The organism is Rhodovarius lipocyclicus (assembly GCF_009900765.1).
GTDB lineage: Bacteria > Pseudomonadota > Alphaproteobacteria > Acetobacterales > Acetobacteraceae > Rhodovarius > Rhodovarius lipocyclicus.
The window spans coordinates 22,918-46,512 of record NZ_JAAABL010000012.1; the positions used below are offsets into that span (position 1 = coordinate 22,918).

The 23,595-nt window shown below is 66.9% G+C and carries 18 protein-coding genes; 10 read left to right on the forward strand and 8 right to left on the reverse strand.

Going from position 1 to position 23,595, the window contains the following annotated elements:
* Positions 1-20: 20 nt before the first annotated feature.
* From GT007_RS10970 to GT007_RS10980, 3 genes are all read right to left on the reverse strand, one after another.
* Entirely contained in the window at positions 21-887 is an 867-nt protein-coding gene (locus GT007_RS10970) for a hypothetical protein (RefSeq protein ID WP_160121657.1), read from the reverse strand.
* 360 nt (positions 888-1,247) lie between these two features.
* Positions 1,248-2,333 carry a M15 family metallopeptidase gene (locus GT007_RS10975; protein ID WP_160121658.1) on the reverse strand — a complete coding sequence of 362 codons (1,086 nt, stop codon included), beginning with the start codon at positions 2,331-2,333 and terminating at the stop codon, positions 1,248-1,250.
* A gap of 432 nt (positions 2,334-2,765) precedes the next feature.
* Positions 2,766-3,164 (reverse strand): hypothetical protein, encoded by a 399-nt coding sequence (locus GT007_RS10980; RefSeq protein ID WP_160121659.1) that lies wholly within the window; start codon positions 3,162-3,164, stop codon positions 2,766-2,768.
* Between the two features lie 678 nt (positions 3,165-3,842).
* Between GT007_RS10980 and GT007_RS10985 the strand changes: the two genes are divergently transcribed.
* Positions 3,843-4,322 carry a TIR domain-containing protein gene (locus tag GT007_RS10985; RefSeq protein ID WP_160121660.1) on the forward strand — a complete coding sequence of 160 codons (480 nt, stop codon included), beginning with the start codon at positions 3,843-3,845 and terminating at the stop codon, positions 4,320-4,322.
* 19 nt (positions 4,323-4,341) lie between these two features.
* Positions 4,342-8,223 (forward strand): trypsin-like peptidase domain-containing protein, encoded by a 3,882-nt coding sequence (locus GT007_RS10990; protein WP_236571612.1) that lies wholly within the window; start codon positions 4,342-4,344, stop codon positions 8,221-8,223.
* 437 nt (positions 8,224-8,660) lie between these two features.
* Here GT007_RS10990 and GT007_RS22195 read toward each other — a convergent pair whose 3' ends face one another.
* Positions 8,661-9,170: a substrate-binding domain-containing protein gene (locus GT007_RS22195; protein WP_201451886.1), complete on the reverse strand. Its 510-nt coding sequence runs from the start codon at positions 9,168-9,170 to the stop codon at positions 8,661-8,663.
* A gap of 546 nt (positions 9,171-9,716) precedes the next feature.
* Between GT007_RS22195 and GT007_RS11000 the strand changes: the two genes are divergently transcribed.
* From GT007_RS11000 to GT007_RS11020, 5 genes are all read left to right on the forward strand, one after another.
* Positions 9,717-11,306, forward strand: a complete 1,590-nt coding sequence (locus tag GT007_RS11000) for an ABC transporter substrate-binding protein (RefSeq protein ID WP_236571609.1) — start codon at positions 9,717-9,719, stop codon at positions 11,304-11,306.
* Positions 11,307-11,321: 15 nt separating this feature from the next.
* On the forward strand, positions 11,322-12,308 hold the full coding sequence (locus GT007_RS11005; protein ID WP_160121662.1) for an ABC transporter permease: 987 nt from the start codon (positions 11,322-11,324) through the stop codon (positions 12,306-12,308).
* Positions 12,309-12,371: 63 nt separating this feature from the next.
* Positions 12,372-13,217 (forward strand): ABC transporter permease, encoded by an 846-nt coding sequence (locus tag GT007_RS11010; protein WP_160121663.1) that lies wholly within the window; start codon positions 12,372-12,374, stop codon positions 13,215-13,217.
* Complete coding sequence (locus tag GT007_RS11015; RefSeq protein ID WP_160121664.1) at positions 13,214-14,821, forward strand: ABC transporter ATP-binding protein; 1,608 nt, start codon at positions 13,214-13,216, stop codon at positions 14,819-14,821. The genes GT007_RS11010 and GT007_RS11015 overlap by 4 nt, the downstream gene beginning before the upstream one ends.
* A gap of 67 nt (positions 14,822-14,888) precedes the next feature.
* Positions 14,889-16,175 (forward strand): NCS2 family permease, encoded by a 1,287-nt coding sequence (locus GT007_RS11020; protein ID WP_160121665.1) that lies wholly within the window; start codon positions 14,889-14,891, stop codon positions 16,173-16,175.
* A gap of 4 nt (positions 16,176-16,179) precedes the next feature.
* On the opposite strand, the gene GT007_RS11025 is transcribed toward GT007_RS11020, so the two are convergent.
* The gene (locus GT007_RS11025; RefSeq protein WP_201451880.1) at positions 16,180-17,085 is read right to left on the reverse strand and encodes a polysaccharide deacetylase family protein; all 906 of its coding nucleotides are present in this window, start codon (positions 17,083-17,085) and stop codon (positions 16,180-16,182) included.
* Entirely contained in the window at positions 17,082-18,068 is a 987-nt protein-coding gene (locus GT007_RS11030) for a Bug family tripartite tricarboxylate transporter substrate binding protein (RefSeq protein WP_160121666.1), read from the reverse strand. The genes GT007_RS11025 and GT007_RS11030 overlap by 4 nt, the downstream gene beginning before the upstream one ends.
* Before the next feature lie 221 nt (positions 18,069-18,289).
* Between GT007_RS11030 and GT007_RS11035 the strand changes: the two genes are divergently transcribed.
* The gene (locus tag GT007_RS11035) at positions 18,290-19,297 is read left to right on the forward strand and encodes an FCD domain-containing protein (RefSeq protein WP_160121667.1); all 1,008 of its coding nucleotides are present in this window, start codon (positions 18,290-18,292) and stop codon (positions 19,295-19,297) included.
* Between the two features lie 6 nt (positions 19,298-19,303).
* On the opposite strand, the gene GT007_RS11040 is transcribed toward GT007_RS11035, so the two are convergent.
* Entirely contained in the window at positions 19,304-20,275 is a 972-nt protein-coding gene (locus tag GT007_RS11040) for a Bug family tripartite tricarboxylate transporter substrate binding protein (protein WP_160121668.1), read from the reverse strand.
* Between the two features lie 222 nt (positions 20,276-20,497).
* Between GT007_RS11040 and GT007_RS11045 the strand changes: the two genes are divergently transcribed.
* A complete protein-coding gene (locus GT007_RS11045; protein WP_160121669.1) occupies positions 20,498-21,514 on the forward strand; it encodes a carbon-nitrogen hydrolase family protein in 1,017 nt (338 codons plus the stop codon).
* A 17-nt stretch (positions 21,515-21,531) separates the two neighbouring features.
* Positions 21,532-22,497 (forward strand): LysR family transcriptional regulator, encoded by a 966-nt coding sequence (locus tag GT007_RS11050; RefSeq protein WP_160121670.1) that lies wholly within the window; start codon positions 21,532-21,534, stop codon positions 22,495-22,497.
* A 9-nt stretch (positions 22,498-22,506) separates the two neighbouring features.
* Here the strand turns inward: GT007_RS11050 and GT007_RS11055 are convergent, their stop codons facing one another.
* Positions 22,507-23,571, reverse strand: coding sequence for an alkene reductase (locus tag GT007_RS11055; RefSeq protein WP_160121671.1), 1,065 nt, complete (start codon positions 23,569-23,571; stop codon positions 22,507-22,509).
* Positions 23,572-23,595 lie beyond the last annotated feature (24 nt).

Below are 23,595 nucleotides of genomic sequence, written 5' to 3' on the forward strand. Positions count from 1 at the left end.
TCCCTGAACGGCTGTCGTGATCAGCTACCGGCGCGGAATGCCGCCTGCGCACGACGTATCGCCTCGGCGGCGATGCGCGCGTCATCCACCGCGGCGCGGGTCGTTATCAGGTTGAAGCCCGTCGGCTCCTTCGCAGCTCTGACTACCGCCTTCCAGGATCCCTCGGCGCGCGGGAGCAGCACCACGTAGTTGGAGAGCAGAAGGCGGTAACCGTTCATTAGCCGTGACCGCCCAGCCTGCAGCGCCGCACGGTCGGCACGCGACGCGAGCGCGATGCGGATCTCACTGTCGGCGACGAAGATCTGGAACACCGCATCGTGCGCCTCGCGCAACTGGACGATCAGACGGTTGAAGTTGTCCTCGTTCTGCAGAATGAGTTCCCGTACGCGCGCCGCGTTGTTGGCACTCACCAGTTCGTTCGCCAATGGTTGCAATTGCTGAGCAACCGGACCGAGCAGCGTCAACACCGCGGCAGCGCCCGAGGTCGGCCCGAATGGTGCTGCGGCGACTTGCGTGAAGCTGGCGAGCGCACCCGCCAGTCCCTGAATCTGCGCCTCGGCCTCGGCGAGGTTGCGGTTCTCGGCCAAGGCGAGAAGAGCCTCCGTCGCGCCGATGAGCGCGGCCAAGCCACGTCGTAGCGAGGCGGTGCCCGGCGGATCGGCAATGCTGTTCTCGTAGGCGATGTGCTCGGGGCAGAGCGCGCCGAGAAAGCCGTTGGTTGGTTCGCCTATCCAGCGCGCGACGCACCCGCTGGCCGTTGGCGCCGGCGGGGGGCCACCGAGGGAAGCGGCGATGGCCGGGCTGGTTGCGCGCTGGACGCCGACGCGCCTTTCGGCGAGCGCGAGGTCGTCGAACAGAGGATCGGCGGCGGCGCGAACGGTGCTCATCTGCGCCTGCATGCGCGTGAGTTCACTACGCGGTGCCGAGGCGCATCCCGCGCCCAGTAGCGCAACGCCAAGTGCCACTCTCTGAATGACGGTGCAGAACCGCACGGCCTAGTCCTCCCTACATCGCATCGCACCTACCGTGGCAGATCGCTCGCCGCGGCCAGCATCGCCCAATGTCTTGTGGACCCGAGGTGGATCACCGGCGCGACCACGACTGCCGGGGATCAGGAAGAACCCGGCAAATGCCGAAGAGACCGGAAAAAACAGGCGGGATCTGGTCCTATGGCGGCAAGGCAGGCGGTGTATTCGAGCCCACTCCCCGTGCTGCATGGACGATCATCCGATGGCCTGTTGCAGAGTCTACAGGGCGGAGATCTCAAAATGCATTCCGTCCTTGGGCTGCGTGAAATGGCCGCCCCAATAGATGTTGTGCTTGTTCGCGATGGCGACCAGTTCCCTGACGCAGCCCTTCGCACCCCAATCGGCCGGAGTATCTCCAATCCAGTTCTGTGTGGCGTTGATATCGAAGGCCGAACCGAATGAGTGATTGCTCAGGTCCGAGACGTCCTTGCTGGATTTCGGCCCGTGACCGCCGGCGCCAGGCGGAGCCTTGCCAAACTTGTATCTCGGCAAGAAGAAGCCGGCATACGAGATGACGAGATGGAGAAGGTCTGCTTCCTCCCATGCCGCGAAGACCTTCCGGAAGACAGACTCAGCCGCTTTATGACAGCGGAATTTGCCATGGTAGCCGACTGCGAACTTCAACTGCGGCATGTCGAAAGTGACGACGTTTTCCGCGACCCAGTCTGCGGCCGAACCGTCGCAACTTCCCTTGATGACTATGGACTCCGCACGTGGGCGCTGGGCCAGCGGCAGCTGGGTGAATTTGAAGCATCCAAAGTCCTTCTCCCGGCTCTTGTCGGAAGGGCTCTGCAAATTCGTTGGCTTCGCGGGACCGCCTTTGGCCACAAGTTTCTGATAGTGGTCGTCCGGCAGCACGGAGTAGCCCATGGCCTGCGCCCGTGTAAGCGTCTTGTCGTCGAGCTTCCCGCTTGGAGGCAGGCCGGCTTTCACCTGGAAGAATTTGCTGGCGACTTCCGTGTTCATGCCGAAGTCACCATCGATGGCGCCTACCTGATCCAGCCCCTGGCGACGCAGGAAATACTGCCAGCGCTGCACCTCCGTGACGACGTTCTTTGCTCCACGGGCCAGAAGAAAGGCCATCTGGATCTCTCCGTCCTGATCGTTGGTATAGAGTATCGAGCGGTTCGGCAGCGAACAATCAAGAAATGCCAGCTGTGGCGGTGAGGTTCCGATCAGGCTGATCCAGGCGGTCAGGTGCCGACGGGATGCTACAGGCCGCGATGTCGTTCGTGCCCCCGATACCGGCTGGGCCGGTAAACGTGCCGGTAGACTGTGCTGGCTTCCCACCAGCAACGCGATCATCTGAGGACAAAGCGCATGATCCGGAAGCTCCGGTTGCCTGCGGGTCAGACGCCTTCGCAAGGCTGGTGTCCGATGGTCCGATCGCCTGCGTCGCCGACCAGCACGACACGACGTCCATCTGCGGTAACGGCCAGCCCCTCCGGACGGAAGGGGGGCTGCAGCGTCGGCGACGATCGCCTTGTCCCACTTCAACCGCTCCAGCACCAGGTGTCGGTTAGGTCCGGCCCGGATATAGAGCGCGAAGTCCGCGCCGTTGCCCGTTGAGCCTACGACGATCGGGTTGCGCTGAGGCACGTACTCGATGCTGCGGATGCCGCGCCCGCCGAGGCCAAGAAGGATCGGCTCGCCAAGCAGCGCATGCGAACCATGCTAACGGCCCGAAAAGGGTCCCCTACGCCACTCGCACCGGTGGGAGCGGCATCAGAAGCTGTTTCAGGCGTCGCGACGATACCTAGCCCCGTCGCGGGAGACGAGCACGACTCGGTGGGCGAACATATGGCAATTGGGATCGGCCCGGACCCGCTCCGCGAGTCCCGCGTCATCCGTCAGGATTGCATCGACCCCGTGCATTCCCACCAGTGTCGGCAGCACGCTCTGTTGCTGCAGGGCCTCGAAGGTGTTCGAGAACTTGAAGTTGGCAACGTGGTCAGACTGGTGCTTGAACGAACAATACCCGAACACCCATTCGGCAGTGTCGTTCATATAGATCAGGGTGATGCAGGTCTCGTCTGGCCGGGCCAATTCCATTATCGCTTCAGATGTCTCCTTCTCGCCGTCCATTCCGCTGATTCCATAGAGCCCGCAATACATCGGAAAGAACCTTTCCGCCATGGCAGCCCTCCGCGCAAGATAAAGTGGAGCATCGCACGCTATGACAGGTCAATCGCTCCATTCTATATACATGCATGCTGTTGACAGCGCGACAAGTTTCCTGCGCAGAATGAGAGGTCATCCGAGTTCTCAATCGCAGCTGCCGGCGAGGCGAGAACGCATTTTTGAGACTCTCAGGGAGTATTCAGATGGGAAGACGCATAGTCGGAGAGGAATTTCACGCGACCGGCGGCCCTAGTGGGCCATCAGTAGATGGATATTTTGATCGGATTATCAAGTATATCCCGTCTGACGTCGTGGGCGCATGGGTTGCGGTTGCTGGAATTATTGGACAACCTACAGTGAATGGCCCGCCGCGCTACACGACGCTTTGGATATCGTTTGCTTTTGGGGTCGTGTTCACTTTCCTGTGGACCGCGAAGCAGACGATGGGAGGCGGGCTCCCCTTTGCGCGCACCCAGGTTCTACTCTCGACCGTCGCCTTCGTGGTCTGGGTCTTCGCGCTCGGTGGGCCGTTCCGGTCATTCGGGTGGTACGATGATTCTTTCGGCTCGCTCGCGTTAATCGGCTTTACGCTTTTGACGGGCCTCGTTGTTCCGAAGGAAGCATCGACGACTCGATAGGACGCGCTTCCCTCCAGAAGGAGTATTGTGCGGCGCGGCTTGTGGAGGGGTGTGGATGCGGTGGGGCGGTCAGGTTTTTCTCAGCTACGACAGCCGTGACGGATCGCGGCTGGCGAATCTTCTCCGCCACGAGCTTGGCCGCGGCAGTCCGCAGATTGACTGCTCGGCCGACCTGACGACGATCGATCCTGACGATGCCTTGGACGAGGCTGCGACCGCCATTGATCGCTGCGCCTGCTTCCTGTTCCTCGCCACGCCAATGAGCCTGCAGGGCGACACGCCAACCAAGCTCGAGTGGAAGCTGGCCTTCGACTACAAGAAGCCCATTGTCGTCATCCAAGCTGGCGAGAGCGCGCCCGTCGGACGCTTAGCGAGACGACCCCGGATCAGGATAGGTCAGGACCAGACCGTTTCGGCCGAAGCGCTGCGCCTTCTCATCGTTGGGACCGCCACGTCAGAAGGAGAGCTACAAACAGTACAGGGCTACCTGGAGGACGCCCGCGAGGCGCGCGCGCGCGCGAGGCACGCATCATGAGCCGCGCTACTTGGACGCCGTGATCGAATTGGAACAGCGGGCGAAGTCTCTTTCCCAATTCGTATCCGAACCCGACCGCGCCCGAAAGAAGCTAGACGAACGTGTCGAATTCGGGTTGGAATTGGAACGAAGGAGGCCCGCCTTCGACGCCGCCGTCCAGAGCCAGGTCGTCGGAAGGTTTCCGGTGCCGCTCCAATCGTTATTCCAGGACCGCGAAGCCGAGACAAAGGCGCTATGCGACTTCTTTCGCGCTCCATCTGGCCGTATCGCGCTGGTTTCGGGGCGGGGCGGCATCGGCAAGTCGGCTATGGTATGCCGCGTGCTGGACGGTATGATTCGTGGCAATCTGCCAGATGACAACGGCTCCTTCTCGGTCAGCGCCGCTATCCTCTTGAGCTTCAAGACCGCCCGTCTGCCGACGGCGGATGGGCTTCGCAACGGATTGCTCGACATTGCGGCTGAAGCGGACCGGGCTCGCATCAGCAATCTCTTGGGCGCACGAGACTGGAGCGAAGCAAGGCTGCACGAAGTCTTCGAGACGTTTTCCGTCCATCGATACCCTAAGGGGATCATTATATTGATGGACAACATGGAAGACGGGATCGAGACATCGACACTGGGTTTCGTCGACCAGGACCTCAGTCGGTTTCTGTCTGTGCTTGCCCACATTGATGTCTCCGCGATTAAAGTCGTCATGACGTCGCGGTTGCGTCCGAGCTCACTGCAGCACCTCAACCCGGCAGTCTTCGCCGATCTCCCGTTCCATGAAGGCCTCCCCACCCCTTTTGCTGAGAATTTTTTGCGAGCGCTTGATCCTACCGGAGCCTTCGGACTGCGCGATGCAATGGACACGCAGCTGACCGCCCTGCGGGAGCATACCCGAGGCTTCCCGCGCGCCATTGAAGCCGTATGGATGCAGATCACAGCCGGGGCCTCTGTCGATGAGATATTGTCCCGCCAGCTCGCTGACGACCGCGTGGTCGAGGCGCTGGTGGGCGAGGCTCTCCGGCGCCTGCCTGACATCGACCAGCTCATTATCTGCACCCTGGCTGTATTCGGGAGGCCGGTCCCCCCGACAGCGATCGACTTCGTCCTTCGAGCGTGGTTCGATCATATCGATTCAGCCGCGGTATTGCCTCGCCTAGTCAACATGAGGTTTGTTCAGCGACAGCGTCAGTCCCATGCGTTGCATCCCGTGGATGCGGCGAACGCATTGCGCGTTCTGCAGTCGCGCGACTGGCCGACCGGCCGCCGGGCAAGCCATGACGCTTTTGGGGCGCCTGTCCCGCAACCGTTGACACTCAGGGCGATGAAGATACTTGCCGCAGACTACTTGCGATCGATTGGGCGTCCTCGCCGCGACTGGAAGACGATCAGCGACATCGACGAGTACGTCGCACAGTTCGGGATCAGGATCGACGTCGGCGACGATTTCTCCGCGGCGCGCATCCTCGACGAGATCAAGGATTTCGCGCAGCGGCAAGGTTCATTCAGGCTCATTCTCGAGCTGGCGGACCAACTGGAGACGATTGCCAAGGGCAGCTTTGCAAAACAAGTTGCACTGAGAGGCGCTGCTGCCTCCCTGTGGCGCGTCGGGAGAGTCAAAGAGGCGGCATCGCGGCAGAAGCAGCTCATCGCGCTACTGGAGAATGAACTCGGCGACGTGTCGTTTGAGTTGGCTAACTTAGCAATCTACGAGTTTGGTGACGGGCGGTACCGCGACGCTCTCCAGATTTTTCAACGGTTGAACGACAGGCATTCCATCGACGCCATCCCCAATAAGAATGCAGAGATTCTCCATCATTGGATGTCGGATTGCCATTCGCAGCTGGGCTACCTCGACAAGGCTTTGGAGCTGCAGAGGCGGGCCTTACAAATCGCGGAGAGTCACCGCGATTCCGACAGTATCGAAGCGCAGACCCATAACCTCGCCTCAATCTATGATCAGCTCCGCAAGACAAGTTTGGCGAAGCAGCTTGGCCTGAATGCGCTGAAGATGGCGGAAGCAACCGGCAACCCGCTTTGGAAGGCAAATCACCTGAGCCTTCTAAACAGGATCTGTTACAGGCTTGGCGACGAAAGTTCGGCTAAGCGCTACAACGATGCTGAGGCGGTTATCCGACACGAGATCGGGGATCTCGACGGTTTAGCTTATGCAACCCTTAGGGAGGGAGAAAGGCAGTTTCTTCGCGGCGACAGCGCAGGAGCGACGGCCAGTGCGATGCGGGCGCTCGCGCAAGAGGCGAGCGACGCGAGGATCATGCGCCGAGCTAAGGCGATCCTTACCCGCGCGGCGCTCGACCAGGAAAAGTGGTTTGAGGCCGAGCAACACCTCGCCGAAATCCTTGAAGTGACGACCGACGCGGCGACTTACGACTACCATGCGATGCTCGGCTGCTGCCGGCTGGGACTGGAGCAGGACGAACAGGCGCGCGCGGCATTTGAGAAGGCGGCCGCGGAGGCACACGAATGGATCGCGCGCTGCGGCGCTAATCAAGACGCTCATTCGAAGCTGGGTTGGGCACTGGCCGGCCTTTACGCCCTCGGCCTTCAGACACAAACCGATGCAATCTCGTCTTTTGGCCGCGCACGTGAGCTGAGCAGCGAGCCCGAAGACGTCGCGTTGAGGCTGCGCGATATCGATTTGCTCGCACGCTGCAAGCCTGCGGCCTTGTTTGGCCCCATACTGGAAGCCGTTGACGGGAAGAGCCGTCGTCCCCCCAACGACGCTGGAGGTGCTGTGATGCCAACTGAGGCTGATGGGCTCGGCGGGCAGTCCGCAAGATCTCACAAAGACCGCGAGGAACTCGTGGCATTGCTCGCCAGGCGCGCCAGGCATGCCCCTCGCGGTGAATTCCTGAACAACTTGCTCCTGGCAGCTCGACTTTCGGACAGATGGCTGTCCGAGCTGCAGGGCTTGATCAGGGGCAATCCCGAAAATGACTCCCGCGCACTCGTGAGAGCGCTACTCGACTTCGGCGACAATCCTGCGGACGGCAACGGCGCCTTAGCGAGTTTACTGTTGCCGCTGCTGCCCGCGCTGGGAGCGACGCACGCGGCAACCGTCGGATCGATTCTCCTATCCTATGATTTGGTAAGATCGCCGGACGCGCGTGAGGAACTTGTCGGACGCTTCCAGTTTCCATGCCGCCTCGACTCGTCGTTCGCGCGAAACACCAATAATGATCCTGGTTTCGCGACGGCGCCGCCGGGCGACGAGATCATCCTCCAAGGATGGCTGGCCCGCGATCCGGAATATCTCGATGTGGGCCTACTTCGAAAAGCCGTTGAGCGGGCGCGGTCGGTCTGCAGAATTGAATTGCCCGCGCTTCGATCGAGTGGAACCGGTGTTCTGGTTGGTGACGATCTCATCCTAACCAACTACCACGTTCTCGCACCCGGTGGGTCGTCCCCGGACGCAAATGCCGCGGGCGCGATAGTGCGCTTCGGAGTCTTTTCCGATGCAGACGCGCAGCCAGGAGAAGGACAGGTCCTGCGTCTGCATGCGAACGCAGTCGTAGCCAGAAGTTCGACTGATAAGCTTGATTTCGTGCTGCTGCGGACTACCAAGCCGGCCGTAGAGCTAGTCGACATCATGCGTCTCGACATAGGCGGCGACGAGCCCCAGTTCCGCGGGGACCTGCATATCCTTCAGCATCCGCAAGGCGGGACTATGAAGCTGGCGCTTAGCGTGAACAGCGTCGTATCGATCAATCAGGCCAATAGCCGCGTCCAATACGCGACGCGGACATCGGGCGGGTCTAGCGGGTCTCCGTGCTTCAATGCCGACTGGCAGCTGGTTGCTCTGCACCACGCTGAGATCGCACGCCCTTTCGGAGCAGTGCGCGAAGGGGTCCTGATGACCGCGATCCGCGACGAGATCAGAACGCAACTCGGCTGACCATGCCAGACGGAACAGCGTCGGTGAGCGCGTTGAGCGATGGGCAACAACGTTGACCCTGCAGAGCCATCGACGGTTCGAATCCGGGTGCACTCCCTCCGCCAGTTCCCATACGAGCAGTGCTCTCTGCCCCACCGACCGCCGCGCTGAGTGGCAGGTTTCCTGGGGTTTTCGGGGCAGACCTGTTGACTGGCCGGACGCGGAGACGGGCGAAAATCGCTCTCCGGAGGCCAATTCTCTCCGGACCTGCTGACTTGGCCGGTTTAGTACGGAACGCAGAAACCCAGGTAAAAGGCCGGTTTCAGCGCGGTCAGGGCTTGCTCTGGTTCGAACCCCACTTGCCCGAAATCCGTACTTCGAGAGCGAACACTTTGGTACGGCAGTGTTTGGCCCCGATGGCGCTGGCTGGCCTGCTGCCGGTTCGATGTACACCGAGTTTAGCCTGAGCTGGCCAAGCGCTCGAACTCCATAGGGCTGAGATACCCGATGGTCGAGTGCCGTCGCCTGGGGTTGTAGAAGCGCTCGACTTGCGCGTGTAGACGGCGGCGCGGATTTTCCTGACCGTGGCCGGCATCGCGGCTTCGGCGGCTGGCTTGCGCTTCATGCCGTGCCCCTCCGGCATCCGCGTGGCCGGTGGCGATGGCTTCCAGCAGGGCCTCGGTGGAGGCGCCGAAATTGATCAGCTCCACATCCAGGTTGTAGCGGGCGAAAATCCCCTCCCGGTCCGCCACCGCGATGGGCGAGGTGCAGAGCGAGGTGGCGTTCCAGGTCAGCTTCAGCTTAACGCGCTCCCGCAGGGGGGCGGCGCGGTTCGCGAGCGGGGTGGTGGCGTGGGCGGCATGGCCCGCATGGGCATGCTGGGCGCGCGCCCCGGCGAAGGGGGCGGCGGCCAGCGCGGCGGAGGCGGCGAGCAGGCCGCGGCGGTGGGGATGCGGGATTGCGGTCATGGGGCTTCTCCTGGCCGGCGCGCGCGCCGGCGGTGCTGAGGGTGTGATGCGGGCATGCGGCCTCGCCGCCGGGCGGGCCTATCTGCGCGTGCCAAGTGAGGGGAGCTTCAACAGCCCCGAGTGATGGCCCCGGCGGCACGCGACGCGGCAAGAATGGTCATGCTGGGTCTCACGCTTCGATAGCACGAATAATTTCACGTAAATTCATGAGAGTCAATTCTATTATACGTTCAATAAAAGTATTTATAATACGTTGATATGGCCCGCTCTATGGGCCGCCCTTCCCCGCCAACATCCTCGCTCCCGGGCCATAGCCAGCGGCAAGGCCCGGAAATCCTTCTATTCACAAACATCAATCGCAGTTTTGCGCACCACCCAACCCACCGGATACAGCAGGGGTACTGCCCGATCGGGATGCGCGGCGGCGGCCCCGATGGCGCGAGGCTAGGCAGGCGGCCCTGCCTGCCCCCACCAGCCCCCGCAAAAAGCTTTTCCCCGGCGCCGTCAGGAGAATAGCCTCCCCGCATAACAAGGGAGACTTCACAGATGGTCGTTTCGCGCCGTGGCCTGCTGGCCGCCGCCGGGTCCGCCCCCGTCCTGATGCGCGCCTCCGAGGCCCTGGCCCAAGGTATCGCCCCACGCCGGGGCGGCACCTTGCAGACCATCCTGACGCCGGAGCCGCCGGTGCTGCAGCTCGGCGTGAACAACCAGGGGCCCACGGGCATCGCGGGCTCCAAGATCTTCCAGGGCCTGCTCGAATACTCGCCCACGCTGGAACCCCTGCCAGCGCTGGCCAAATCCTGGAACATCAGCCCGGACGGCAAGGAATACGTCTTCCATCTGCAGCAGAACGTGAAGTTCCACGACGGCCAGCCGATGACGGCCGACGACGTGGTCTTCTCCATCTCCAAATTCCACATGGAGGTGTCGCCCCGCGCGCGCGCCATCCTGGCGCTGATCGAGACGATCGAGGCGCGCGACCCGCACACCGTGCGCATCGTGCTGAAGCAGGCCTTCCAGCCCTTCCTGCTGATCTTCCACTCGACGGCCACCTGCATCGTGCCCAAGCACCTGTTCGACGGGCAGGACTATCGCACCGCACCCGCCGTGCAGCGGCCGATCGGCACCGGCGCCTTCAAATTCGCGGAATGGCAGCGCGGTAACTTCATCCGCCTGGAACGCTTCGAAGAATACTGGAAGCCCGGCCAGCCTTATCTGGACGCCATCATCTACCGCATCATCCCCGACAGCCAGAGCCGCCGCTTGGCGCTGGAAACCGGGCAGGTGCTGCTGACCCAATCCTCGGACATCGAGCCCTTCGACGTGCCGCAGCTGCGCCAGCGGCCCAATCTGAACGTGGAGACCAAGGGCTGGGAGTATCAGGGCCCGCTGTCCTGGATCGAGCTGAACCACCGGGTGAAGCCGCTGGACGACGCCCGGGTGCGACGTGCCATGTCCATGGCCATCGACCGCAACTTCATCGTGAACCGGCTGTGGTTCGGCGTGGGCAAGCCCGCGACCAACCCGCTCGCCTCCACCACGCGCTTCTTCGACCCGGCGGTGAAGATCGCGGCCTTCAACGTGCAGGCGGCCAACGCCCTGCTGGACCAGGCGGGCTTCCCGCGCAACGCCCAGGGCGTGCGCTTCACGCTGAAGCACATGGCCCTGCCCTATGGCGAGATCTGGACCCGGCTTTCCGAATACCTGCGCCAGGCCATGCGCAACATCGGCATCGCCTTCGAGCTGGAGAGCACCGATGCCGGTTCCTGGGCGCGGCGGGTGGGCAACTGGGAATACGAGACGACGATCAACTTCGTCTATCAGTTCGGCGACCCGACGATGGGGGTGGAGCGCACCTATGTCTCCTCCAACATCCAGCGCGTGACCTTCACCAACACGGGCGGCTATTCCAACCCGCGCGTGGACGCGCTGTTCCAGGAAGGGCGCACCGCCGCCGCCGTGGCCGACCGCCAGCGCGCCTTCACCGAGGTGCAGAAGGTCCTGGTCGAGGAGGTGCCGCAGATCTGGCTGACGGAGCTGTCCTTCCCCACCATCCACGACAAGAAGCTGCACAACGTCATCACGTCGGGCGTCGGCGTGCACGCGCCTTTCGACGACGTGTTCATCGCCGGCTGAGGGGCCGGCCGAGGCATGGAACTCTCGCGGCTGCCGGGCTTCCTGTTCCGGCGCGGGGTGAAGGCGGCGCTCGTGATCCTCGCGATCGTCGTCTGCAACTTCTTCCTGATCCACGCGGCACCCGGGGACCCCGCGAGCGTCATCGCGGGGCAGTCGGGGGCGGCGGATGAACGCTTCCTGGCACAGCTGCGCCAGCAATTCGGGCTGGACCAGCCGCTGTACGTGCAGCTCTGGATCTATCTGAAGGGCGTGCTGACGCTCGACCTGGGCTTCAGCCACCGCCAGCAGCAGCCGGTCTGGACCCTGATCGCGGAGCGCCTGCCGGCGACCCTGCTGCTGACGGGGGCGGCCTTCGCCTTCGCCCTGGCGGCGGGCATCACGCTGGGCACCATGGCGGCACGGCGCGTCGGCACCTGGGCCGATTCCCTGATCACCACCCTGGCGCTGACCTTCTACGCCACGCCGCTGTTCTGGGTGGGGCTGATGCTGGTGCTGCTCTTCTCGGTCTGGCTGGAATGGCTGCCGAGCTTCGGGATGATGAGCGTGGGGGTGGAGATGCATGGCATCGCGGTGGTGCTGGATGTGGCCAGCCACCTGATCCTGCCGGCGCTGACGCTGGGGCTGTTCTACCTGGCGGTCTATGCCCGGTTGACGCGCGCCACGATGCTGGAGGTGGCGGACCAGGATTTCGTGAAGACCGCCCGCGCCAAGGGCGTGCCGGAGGGCCAGGTGGTGCGCCGGCATGTGCTGCGCAACGCGCTGCTGCCGGTCATCACCTTCGCCGGCATCCAGGCAGGACAGCTGATCGGCGGCTCCATCCTGGTCGAGACGGTGTTCGCCTGGCCCGGCATCGGGCGGCTGGCCTTCGACGCGCTGCTGGCGCGTGACTACGCAGTGCTGCTGGGCGTTTTCTTCTGCACCTCCGTCATGGTGGTGCTGCTCAACCTGGCGACGGACCTGCTCTACGCCGTGGTCGATCCGCGGGTGGAGGTCGAGGGATGACCCCCCGCGATCGCGGATCACCGCAGCACAGCGAGGAGCGGAGCGTGAATCGCAGGAGGCATCATGGCTGATTTCTGGCGTCGCTTCCGCCGCAACCGCGGCGCGGTGGTGGGGCTCGTGATCCTGCTGCTGGTCTGCGCCGTGGCGGCCTTCGCCTCGGTGATCTTCCCCGGCAGCCCGTGGGACATGGCCACCGCTCCCTTCACCCCCCCGGGCGAGGACGGGATGCTGCTGGGCTCCGACAGCCTGGGGCGGGATGTGGCGGCCGGCATCGCCCATGGGGCGCGGATCTCGCTGATGGTGGGCGCGGTCTCCACCTTGGCCTCGCTGTGCATCGGGGTCTCGCTCGGCGCGCTCGCGGGTTATCTGGGCGGCTGGGTGGATGACGCGGTGATGCGCTTCACCGAGTTCTTCCAGACCATCCCCTCCTTCGTCTTCGCCATCCTGCTGGTGGCGATCTTCACCCCCACCATCACCTCCGTGGTCTTCGCCATCGCGGTGGTGTCCTGGCCGCCGGTGGCGCGCATGGTGCGGGCGGAATTCCTCTCGCTGCGCTCGCGCGAATTCGTCCAGGCGGCCGAGGTGCTGGGCAAGTCGCGCCTGGCCATCGTGGTGACGGACATATTGCCCAACGCGCTGTCGCCCATCGTGGTGCTGTCCTCGCTGATGGTGGCCTCCGCCATCCTGCTGGAAAGCGCCTTGTCCTTCCTCGGCCTCGGCGACCCGAACCTGATGACCTGGGGCTTCCTGATCGGCTCCGGGCGGTCGGTGATCCGGCTTGCCTGGTGGATGTCGGTCTTCCCGGGCCTTGCGATCTTCCTGACCGTGCTGGCCCTGAACCTGGTGGGAGAGGGGCTGTCGGACGCGCTGAACCCCCGCCTCGCCCGCAAACGCGGAGGCGCGGCATGAGCCTGCTCTCGGTCGAGAACCTGACCGTCGCCCTGCCCCCCGGCGGCGACCGCCCGCATGCGGTGGAGGGCATCTCGCTGGCGGTGAACCCAGGCGAGATCCTGTGCGTGGTGGGGGAATCGGGCTCCGGCAAATCCATCACCGCGAACGCGGCGATGGGGCTGCTGCCCAAGGGGCTGCCGGTCACCACCGGCCGCATCCTGTTCGAGGGGCAGGACCTGCTGGCCCTGTCGCCCGAGGCGATGCGCAACCTGCGCGGCCAGCGCATCGCCATGATCTTCCAGGAGCCGATGACGGCGCTGAACCCCATCATGCGGGTGGGCGAGCAGATCGCCGAAGCCATGCGCGTGCACGGCGCGGGCGGGGATGCCGCCAAACGCGTGCCGGAGCTGCTGGCGGCGGTGAACCTGCCCGACCCCGCGGCGATCGCGCGCTCCTATCCGTTCCGCCTGTCGGGCGGGCAGCGGCAGCGCGTGATGATCGCCATGGCGCTGGCGCTCGAACCCAGCCTGCTGATCGCGGACGAACCGACCACCGCGCTGGACGTGACGACGCAGATGCAGATCCTGCGGCTGATCCGTGAGATCCAGGCCCGGCGCGGCACGGGGGTGATGTTCATCACCCATGATTTCGGCGTGGTGGCCGAGATCGCGGACCGTGTGGCGGTGATGCAGAAGGGCCGCATCGTGGAACAGGGCCCGGCGGCGGAGGTGCTGAACAACCCGCAACACCCCTATACCCGCGGCCTGATCGCCGCGGTGCCGCACGGCGCGGCGATGACCGGCCCGCCCTCCTCCGCGCCGCCGGTGCTGGAGGTGCGGTCGGTCGAGAAGACCTATCGCCGCCATGGCGGCTGGTTCGGCCCGAAGCCCGTGATCAAGGCCGTGCACGATGCCGATTTCATCCTGCGCCGGGGCGAGACGCTGGGGCTGGTGGGGGAGTCGGGTTCCGGCAAATCCACCCTGGCGCGCTGCGTGGTGAAGCTGGTGGAACCCGAGAAGGGCGAGATCATCTTCGAGGGTGAGGATCTGCGCCCGCTGTCGCGCGGGGCATGGAAGCCCTTCCGCAAGAAGATCCAGATGGTGTTCCAGGACCCCTTCGCCTCCCTGAACCCCCGGCGGATGGTGGGCGACATCATCGCCGAGGGGCCGATCACCCATGGCGTGGAGCGCGGCGTGGCGCTGGAGCGCGCGCGGGAGCTGCTGCGGCTGGTGCAGCTCGACCCCGGTGCCATCGGCCGCTACCCGCACGAATTCAGCGGCGGGCAGCGCCAGCGCATCGGCATCGCGCGGGCGCTGGCGATGGAGCCGGAGCTGCTGATCGCGGATGAGCCGGTCTCGGCGCTCGATGTCTCGGTGCAGGCGCAAGTGCTGGCGCTGCTGGCCGATATCCGCGCGCGGCTGGGGCTGACCATGCTGTTCATCACCCATGACCTGCGGGTGGCGGCGCAGATCTGCGACCGGATCGCGGTGATGCAGCGCGGCGCGATCGTCGAGCAGGGCCCGACCGCCGAGGTCTTCGGCACCCCCCGGCACGACTACACCCGGCAATTGCTGGACAGCATCCCGGGCCGGGCCTGGACCCCGCCTGTCATCGCGGCTTGAGCGGCCCGGCGGGCGCGAATCGCCCGCCGCCGCTACCCTGCGCGCGCCCAGCCCGGAGGACCCAGCCATGGACCGCTTCTTCTCCCTCACCGCCCGCGGGACGAACCCGCGCACGGAGATGCTGGCCGGCCTCTCCACCTTCCTCACCATGGCCTATATCGTGGTGGTGAACCCCTCGATCATGGCGGCGGCCGGGATCGACCAGGGCGCGGCCTTCGTGGCCACCTGCCTGGCGGCGGCCATCGGCTCCATCCTGATGGGGATGATCGCCAATTTCCCGATCGCGCTGGCGCCGGGGATGGGGCTGAACGCCTATTTCGCCTTCGCGGTGGTGCAGGGCATGGGCGTGCCCTGGCCGGTCGCGCTGGGCGCGGTCTTCCTCTCGGGGCTGATCTTCTTCGCCGTCTCGCTGCTGCGGGTGCGGGAATGGCTGGTGAACGGCATCCCCGTTTCCCTGAAATTCGGCATCGCGGCGGGCATCGGCTTCTTCCTGGGCCTGATCGGGCTGAAGAACATGGGGCTGGTGGTGGCGCACCCGGCCACGCTGGTGACGCTGGGGCCGATCGGCCAGACATCGACGCTGCTCGCCTGCGCGGGCTTCCTGGTGATCGCGGGGCTCTCGGCGCGCGGGGTGACGGGGGCGATCGTCATCGGCATCATCGCCACGGCGGCCGCCGGCATCCCCTTCGGGCTGACCACCTTCCACGGCATCGCCAGCCTGCCGCCCTCCCTCGCCCCCACCTTCCTGCAACTGGATATCGCGGGCGCGCTCGGCCTCGGCATCGCGGGGATCGTGTTCACCTTCTTCCTGGTGGACCTGCTGGACAACACCGGCACGCTGATCGGCACCGTCCACCGCGCGGGGCTGATGAACAAGGACGGCACGGTGCCGAATCTGGGCCGCGCGCTGCTGGCCGATTCCACCGGGGCCATCAGCGGGGCGCTGCTCGGCACCTCCACCACCGTCAGCTATATCGAGAGCGCGGCGGGCATCCAGGCCGGCGGGCGCACGGGGCTGACCGCCGTCACGGTGGGGGTGCTGTTCCTGCTGGCGCTGTTCCTGGCGCCGCTGGCCACCTCCATCCCCGCCTTCGCCACGGCACCCGCGCTGGTCTTCGTCGCCTGCCTCATGGCGCGCTCCCTGCAGGAGCTGAACTGGGAGGACGCGACGGACTACATCCCCGCCATCGTGACCGCACTCGCCATGCCCTTCACCTTCTCGATCGCCACCGGCATCGGGCTCGGCTTCATCGCCCATGCGGGCGGCAAGGCCATCGCGGGCCGGGCGGCGGAGGTGCATGGCGCGGTCTGGCTGATCGCAGCACTCTCGGTGGTGAAGTTCGCGCTGGTCTGAACGGCTATACCCCCAGGGACAGCCAGTGCCGCGCGATATCGCGCCGCCTAGCCACCCAGATCTCCGGGCGCCGGGCCACATGGGCCAGCACCGCCTCCAGCCCCGGCATGCGGGCCGGGCGCGCGATCAGGCGCAGGTGCAGCCCGATGGACAGCATCCGCCCCGGCCCCGGCTGCGCCAGCATCCAGTCGATGGCGGAGATGCAGTAGCGCGAGAAATCCTCCGCATGCAGGAAGCCGCCGCCGGGGGCGAAGCGCATGTCGTTGGTATCGAAGCAATAAGGCATGACGACATGCGCCCGCCCCGGCAGCCGGCGCGGCAATTCGTCGTCATAGGCGTCGCTGTCGTACAGGAAGCCGCCATCCTCCAGCAGCAGCCGACGGGTGTTGACCGAGGCCGCGGATTTGCTGTGCCAGCCCACCGGCCGCTCACCGGTCGCGTCGCGGATGGCGGCGACCGTGGCCGCGATCACCGCGCGCTCGGTCGCTTCCTCCATGCCCGCCTGCACCTCCCACCGCCAGCCATGGGCGCTGATCTCATGCCCGCGCGCATGGGGCTCGGCCGCCAGCAGGGGCGTGGCCGCGATGGCCCGCCCGCAGCAGGAAAAGGTAGCCTTCAGCCCATGCCGGTCGAAGGCCCGCAGCACCCGCCACAGCCCCACCCGCGCGCCATAGTCGAAATGCGATTCCATCCCCGGGTCGGGCACGCCCTCCAGCCGCTGCGCGGCCTCGGGGATCGCCTCGTTGCGCTCGTCGCCGCTCAGCAGCGACAGTTCGGCCCCTTCCTCCACATTCACCACGAAGGAGAGGGCCAGCTTCGCGCCGCCGGGCCAATGCGGGTCCGGCGGGTTCTCGCCATAGCCGGTCAGGTCGCGGGCGGGGCTGGGCATACCGCCGGGCAGCAGGCTCATCCCGGCTGCACCCCGGCGGTGCGCACCACCCGGCCCCAGCGCTCGCCTTCCGAGGCCACGAAGGCCTGGATCTCATTGGGCGGCGGGGTGCCGAGATCCACGATCGCGGCGGCGGCCAGGCGGGTGCGGGTCGCGGCCTCGGCGTTGTTCTCGGCCACCACCTCCCGCAGCCTGGCCACCACCTGGGGGTCGAGCCCCGCGGGGCCCGCCAGCAGGAACCAGTTGGTGGAGGTGACGGCGGCAAAGCCCGCCTCGGCCACGGTGGGCACGTCCGGCAAGGCCTCCACCCGCTGGGGAGAGGTGATGGCGAGGCCGCGCAGCAGCCCGGCCTTCACCGCCTCGACCTGCGGGGAGGCACTGTCCCACAGGGAGATGGTGTTGCCGCCCAGGATGGATTGCTGGGCCTCGGCCGCGCTGCGGAAGGGGATGTGCAGCAGGCTGGCCCCCGCCTCGATGCCGAACAGCGAGCCCGTCAGATGCCCCGCGCTGCCGATGCCGGAGGAGCCAAAGGTGATGCTGTCCGCCTCCCGCTTCGCGGCGGCCAGGTAGTCGGCCAGGGTGCGGTGGGGGCTGTCGCCCTTGACCGCGCACAGGATGGGCGCGCCGCCCAGCATGGCGATGTAGCTGAAGGACCGGCGCGGGTCATAGGCCAGGCTGCGGAACAGCGCGGGGGCCACCGCCAGCGGTCCGGTGTTGGTCACCAGCAGGGTGTGGCCATCCGGCCGTTCCCCGGCGACGGAGGCGGTGCCCACGCTGCCGCCCGCACCCGGCTTGTTCTCGATGATGAAGGGGCGGCCAAAGGCGCGTTCCAGCTTCTCGGTCAGCGGGCGGACCATGATGTCGGAGGTCCCGCCAGGGCCGTAGGGGTTGATGATCCGCACCGGGCGGTTGGGCCAGGCGCCGGTCTGGGCTGATGCGGGGGCGGCGAGCAGGGCCGGGGCGGCGGCCAGAAGGGACCGTCGGGACAGGCGGGCGATGCGCATGGTCGTGCTTCCTTCGGTGAATCCGAAGGGGGCGAAGCAAACGGCATGCCACGCGGAATCGCGCACAATCCCGCCCGCATGGCCATTTCATTGCACGCAATATCAGCAGGAACGCCTTCGCATACCGCGATATGAAGCCTTATAATAGGCCGATTTCACCGCACCCTGCCGACGCCATCATGTCTAGACATGATAATCGCCTATGTCTAGACATAATACGCATGAAGGACAGGCTGCGCTGGATCACCGCCTTTGAGCAGGGGCAGGACGCCGGGGCCATCTGCGCCCGCTTCGGCATCTCCCGCGCCACGCTGCGGAAATGGTGGGCGCGCTACCAGGCCGGCGGCGTCGCGGCGCTCGCCGACCAGGACCGCGCGCCGAAAACCTCCCCCACACGCAAGGCCGGGCCCGCCGAGGCCGAGGCCATCCGCGCCCTGCGCGCCCGGGGCCTCAGCCTCTCCGGCATACGGGCCGCGCTGCTGGCCGAGCACGGCACGGCGCTGTCCATCCCCACCATCCGGCGCATCCTGGCGCGCGAACTGCCCGCGCCACCGCCGCACCGCGCGGCCCTGCCGCGTTCCGGCCTTGTCACCGCGCCGCTGGACGAAGGGCTGGCGGGCGCCATCGCCGAGGCCATCGGCCGCGGCCGCTACCGCCCCGGCGAAAAACTGACGGAAGAAGGCCTGGCGCGGGATTTCAACGTGGGCCGCACCCGCGTGCGGGAGGCATTGCGCAGCCTCGCCTTCCTCGGCCTCGTGTCGATGGAGCGGCATCGCGGCGCCGCCGTGGCCTTCCCCTCCGAGGGCGATCTCGCCCGCGCCTATGAGGCCCGGCGCGCGGTGGAGGCCGGCATCCTGGGCCAGGTCGCGCGGCGCATCGGCGGCCGCTGCGACTGCGCGGAGCTGGCCACGCTGCGCGCCCATGTGGCCCGGCAGAACGAGGCGCTGGCCGCCGGCAACCGGCTGCGCTTCGTGCAGCTGCTGACGGAGTTCCACCTCGTGCTCGGCGGCATGGCGGACAACCCCTTCCTGCTCGGCTTCCTGGAGCGGCTGGTGGCCGTCACCTCCCTGTCCTTCCTGATCAAGGAGCAGTCGGGCGACCCGCTTTGCGCCGTGGCCGAGCACGCGGCCATCGTCGAGGCCCTGGCCGCCGGCCACCCGCAGGAGGCCGAGCGGCTGATGCGGGCGCATCTGGGCGGCGAGCGGCGCTGCGAGGCCGTCACCGCCTGAGGCGGCCTATTCGATGCGGATGTCCAGCTGGCGCACGATGGCGCTCCAGGCCGGGCGTTCGCGCCGCTCCAGCTCCGTCAGGCCCTCCGGCGTGGTGGGTTCGGCCTTGGCCGCCTGGCCGCGCAGCACTTCCTGGAAGCCGGGGGTCTGCATCGCCTCATGCGCCGCGGCGCGGAACTGCGCCACCACGGGCTGCGGGGTGCGGGCGGGCATGTACAACGCCTGCCACAGCCCGATGGTCAGGTCGATGCCGAACTCCTTCACCGTCGGCACGTTGGGCAGCAGCGCCAGGCGCTCGGCCTCCACCACCGCCAGGATGCGGGTCTGGCCGTCGCGCGCCATGGCCTCCGCGCCGCCGGCCGGCACCGCCATCACATCCACCTGGGAGGCCAATACAGCCTGCATCGCCGGCGCCTGGCTGGTGAAGGGCACGTGCAACAGCTCCATGCCCACATGCCGGGCCACGCGCTCGAAGGCCAGGTGAGAGGTGCTGCCCACGCCCCAGCTGCAGAAGGACAGCCCGTTGGGGTCCGCCTTGGCCGCCGCGATCAGCCCCGGCAGGTCGCGGATATTCGGCCGCGACGGGCCGATGACGATGGCGAAGGGAATGGTCGTGACCAGCGTGACCGGGGAGAAATCCTTCTCCGGGTCATAGGGCAGGTTGCGGTAGATGAACTGGTTGATCGCCTGCGTGTCCACATTGGCCAGGAAGGCGGTGTAGCCGTCGGGCGCGGAGCGCGCGGCCACCGCCGCCCCGATGCCGCCACCGGCGCCGGCGCGGTTCTCCACCACCACCGACTGCTTCAGGATGCCCGACATCGGCACGGACAGCCCGCGCGCCAGGATGTCGTTCACGCCCCCCGCGTTATAGGGGGAGATGATGCGGATCGCCCGCTCCGGCCAGGCCGCGAGCGCCGGCGCCGACAGCATGGTGCCGGCCCCGGCGGCGGTGAGCAGCTGGCGCCTCGAAATGGTCATGCGCGTGCCTTCTTGCTGGGGCGATGATCGCACCCGTGTTGCCGGCCGCGCGCCGGCGTCATCCTCACTGGCCGCCCGGTTCGCCCGGGTCGATGCCGCCTTGCTAACCGCACCCGCGCGGCGCGGGAATCCCGAAATCGCGCAGCGGGTGTTGCGGGAATTCCGGGTGCCGCGCCCCGCCCGACCCCCCGCATGATGCCGGCGAGCCTTCAGGAGCCCCGCATGTCCCTGCCCCGCATCAAGGTCGCGGCCGCCCATCTGGCGCCCGTCTGGATGGACGCCGCCGCCACCGCCGCCAAGGCCTGCGACGCCATCGGCGAAGCGGCACGGGCCGGCGCGCAGCTGGTGATGTTCCCCGAAAGCTATATCCCCGGCTTCCCGGCCTGGACGGCGCTGGCCGCTCCCATCCTGACGCATGAGCATTTCGCCCGCTTCGCCGCGCAGTCCATCCGCGCCGATGGGCCGGAGGTGGCGTCCCTGCGCCAGGCGGCGCGCCGGCACGGCATCCATGTCTCCTTCGGCTTCAGCGAATCGACCGCGGCCTCGCTCGGCTGCCTGTGGAACAGCAACATGCTGGTCGGCCCCGATGGCGCGGTGCTGAACCACCGCCGCAAGCTGGTGCCGACCTACTACGAGAAGCTGGTCTGGGCCCCGGGCGACGCGCAGGCGCTGCGGGTGGTGGACACCCCCATCGGGCGCATCGGCACGCTGATCTGCGGGGAGAACACCAACCCCCTCGCGCGCTATGCCCTGATGGCGGAGGGCGAGCAGCTGCACCTGGCCACCTTCCCCCCCATCTGGCCCACCCGCATGCCCGGGGAGGCCGCGGCCTATGACATCGAGGAAGCCATCCGCATCCGCTGCGGCGCCCATTCCTTCGAGGCGAAATGCTTCACCCTGGTCGCCTCCTCCTTCCTGGACGCCACGGCCGCCCGGGCGCTCGCCGCGATCTCGCCCGAGGCCGCGCGGGTGATCGAGGGCACGCCGCGCGCCGTCAGCATGGCGATCGGGCCCGAGGGCCGGCAGATCGGCCAGAGCCAGCGCGAGGAAGGCCTGCTGCTGGTGGAGATGAACCTGGCCGATTGCGTGGAGCCCAAGCAGTTCCATGACGTGGTGGGGTATTACAACCGCTTCGACATCTTCCAGCTGAGCGTGGACCGCACCCCGCGCGCGCCCATCCGCTTCCGCGACGCGGCCGGCGCGGAGCCCGCCTATCCGGAACTCGACGAACCCGCTTGACCCCGGCGCGCCTTTCGATGACGGATCGGCCGGAAGCACGGGCCGATGCGGCGACGGAGGGAGGACAGGGCGTGGGCAGACAACTCGACTGGAGCACCCTGCCCTTCTTCCTGGAGCTGGCCCGCCAGGGCCGGCTGGCGCCCGCCGCGCGGCGGCTGCGCGTGGACCACACCACGGTCAGCCGCCGGGTGGCGGAGCTGGAAAAATCCCTCGACCTGAAGCTGTTCGACCGCACGGCCGACGGCTTCGCCCTGACCGAGGCCGGGCGCGGCCTGCTGCCGCATGCCGAGGCGATGGAAGCCCAGGCCGCCGCCATGACCGATGGGCGGGGCGGCGCCTCGGCCGGGGTGCAGGGGCGCGTGCGGGTGGCGAGCATGGAGGGCATCTCGGCCCAATATCTGGCCCGCCGCATGCCGCGCCTGGCGGAACGCCATCCGGGGCTGATGATCGAGCTCGTCACCTCCGCCGCCCTGTTCAACCTGACGAAGCGGGAGGCGGATATCAGCCTTTCCTTCGTGCCGGTGCGCGGGCCGAAGCTGGCCATCCGGCGCATCGGCGGCTTCGCGCTGTTCCTGTATGGCGCGCCCGCCTATCTGGCCGCGCACGGCACGCCGGAAACGCCCCGGGACCTGGCCCGCCACCGCTTCGTCGATTACGTCGAGGACCTGCTGCAGATCCCGGAGGTGCATTGGCTGCTGGACGCGGTGCCGGCGCCGCATGTCGTGTTCCGCTCCTCCTCCATGTATGCGCAGGCCACGGCGGCGGCGAACGGGGCGGGGCTGGTGCTGCTGCCCTCCTTCGCCGGAGAGGCCGACCCGCGCCTGGTGCCCGTGCTGAAGCCGCACATCCGCGCCGAGCGGCCGATCTACCTCGCGGTGCATGAGGATCTGGCCTGGGTGCCGCGCGTGCGGGAGACGGTGCGCTTCCTGGAGGAACAGCTGCGGGCCGACCAGGCCTTCCTGATGGAAGGCCTGGAGGGCTGATCCGCCGGCTCAGACCCGCGCCAGCACCGGGTAGTCGTTGTAGCCGGTGGCGCCCGCCGCATAGATCGTTTCGGCCACCAGCGGGTTCAGGGGCGCGTGCTCGCGGAAGCGCTCCACCAGGTCGGGGTTGGCGATGAACAGCCGCCCGAAGGAGACGGCATCGGCCTCGCCATCGGCCACCAGCCGCTCCGCGACCTCCTGGGTCAGGTTCTCGTTGGCGATGTAGGCGCCCTTGAACACGCGGCGCACATCGGTGCCGATCCGCCCCTTGCCCGCCGACACATCCTCACGCGCGAAGATGAAGGCGATGCCGCGGGCGTTCAGCTGTTCCGCCACATAGGTGAACAGGGCGCGCGGGTCGCTGTCCGCCACGTCGTGGGAGCTGGACATCAGGTTCAGGTGCACGCCCACGCGGTCCGCCGGCCAGACGCCCAGCAGCGCGTCCACGGTCTCCAGCAGGAAGCGGGCGCGGTTCTCGATGCTGCCGCCATAGCGGTCGGTGCGCTTGTTCGAGCCCTCATGCAGGAACTGGTCGAACAGGTAGCCATTGGCGGCATGGACCTCCACGCAGTCGAAGCCGGCCTCCTTCGCGTTCTGGGCGCCCTTCACGAAATCCTGGACGATGCCCGGGATCTCCTCCGTCTCCAGCGCGCGGGGCACCTCGTAATCCGTCTTGGGGCGCAGCACGCTGACCTGGCCACGGATGGCGATCGCGCTGGGGGCCACCGGCAGCTTGCCATCCAGGTAGCTGGAATGAGAGACGCGGCCCACATGCCACAGCTGGGCGCAGATCAGCCCGCCCGCCTCATGCACGGCCTTGGTCACGGTCTTCCAGCCCGCCACCTGCTCCGCCGACCACAGGCCCGGCGTGTTCGGATAGCCCACGCCCATGGGCGTGACGGAGGTCGCCTCGGTCAGGATCAGCCCCGCCGTGGCGCGGGCGGCGTAGTGCTCGGCCTGGAGCGCGCCGGGCACGCGGCCCTCATAGGCACGCATGCGCGTCAGCGGCGCCATCACGATGCGGTTGGCGAGGGTGAGCGCGCCGATCTTCACGGGGTCGAACAGGCTGGGCATCGGAAAATCCTTCGGATGGGGCGG

Excerpts from the sequence above, each read along its gene's own strand:
- GT007_RS22195 (WP_201451886.1), bottom strand. The coding sequence starts at position 9,170 with ATGACCGCAATCCCGCATCCCCACCGCCGCGGCCTGCTCGCCGCCTCC.
- GT007_RS11055 (WP_160121671.1), bottom strand. The coding sequence starts at position 23,571 with ATGCCCAGCCTGTTCGACCCCGTGAAGATCGGCGCGCTCACCCTCGCC.
- GT007_RS11035 (WP_160121667.1), top strand. The coding sequence starts at position 18,290 with ATGAAGGACAGGCTGCGCTGGATCACCGCCTTTGAGCAGGGGCAGGAC.
- GT007_RS11045 (WP_160121669.1), top strand. The coding sequence starts at position 20,498 with ATGTCCCTGCCCCGCATCAAGGTCGCGGCCGCCCATCTGGCGCCCGTC.
- GT007_RS11005 (WP_160121662.1), top strand. The coding sequence starts at position 11,322 with ATGGAACTCTCGCGGCTGCCGGGCTTCCTGTTCCGGCGCGGGGTGAAG.
- GT007_RS11020 (WP_160121665.1), top strand. The coding sequence starts at position 14,889 with ATGGACCGCTTCTTCTCCCTCACCGCCCGCGGGACGAACCCGCGCACG.
- GT007_RS10980 (WP_160121659.1), bottom strand. The coding sequence starts at position 3,164 with ATGGCGGAAAGGTTCTTTCCGATGTATTGCGGGCTCTATGGAATCAGC.
- GT007_RS11015 (WP_160121664.1), top strand. The coding sequence starts at position 13,214 with ATGAGCCTGCTCTCGGTCGAGAACCTGACCGTCGCCCTGCCCCCCGGC.
- GT007_RS10985 (WP_160121660.1), top strand. The coding sequence starts at position 3,843 with ATGCGGTGGGGCGGTCAGGTTTTTCTCAGCTACGACAGCCGTGACGGA.
- GT007_RS11030 (WP_160121666.1), bottom strand. The coding sequence starts at position 18,068 with ATGCGCATCGCCCGCCTGTCCCGACGGTCCCTTCTGGCCGCCGCCCCG.
- GT007_RS11010 (WP_160121663.1), top strand. The coding sequence starts at position 12,372 with ATGGCTGATTTCTGGCGTCGCTTCCGCCGCAACCGCGGCGCGGTGGTG.
- GT007_RS11050 (WP_160121670.1), top strand. The coding sequence starts at position 21,532 with ATGACGGATCGGCCGGAAGCACGGGCCGATGCGGCGACGGAGGGAGGA.
- GT007_RS11000 (WP_236571609.1), top strand. The coding sequence starts at position 9,717 with ATGGTCGTTTCGCGCCGTGGCCTGCTGGCCGCCGCCGGGTCCGCCCCC.
- GT007_RS11025 (WP_201451880.1), bottom strand. The coding sequence starts at position 17,085 with ATGAGCCTGCTGCCCGGCGGTATGCCCAGCCCCGCCCGCGACCTGACC.
- GT007_RS10970 (WP_160121657.1), bottom strand. The coding sequence starts at position 887 with ATGAGCACCGTTCGCGCCGCCGCCGATCCTCTGTTCGACGACCTCGCG.
- GT007_RS10975 (WP_160121658.1), bottom strand. The coding sequence starts at position 2,333 with ATGATCGCGTTGCTGGTGGGAAGCCAGCACAGTCTACCGGCACGTTTA.
- GT007_RS11040 (WP_160121668.1), bottom strand. The coding sequence starts at position 20,275 with ATGACCATTTCGAGGCGCCAGCTGCTCACCGCCGCCGGGGCCGGCACC.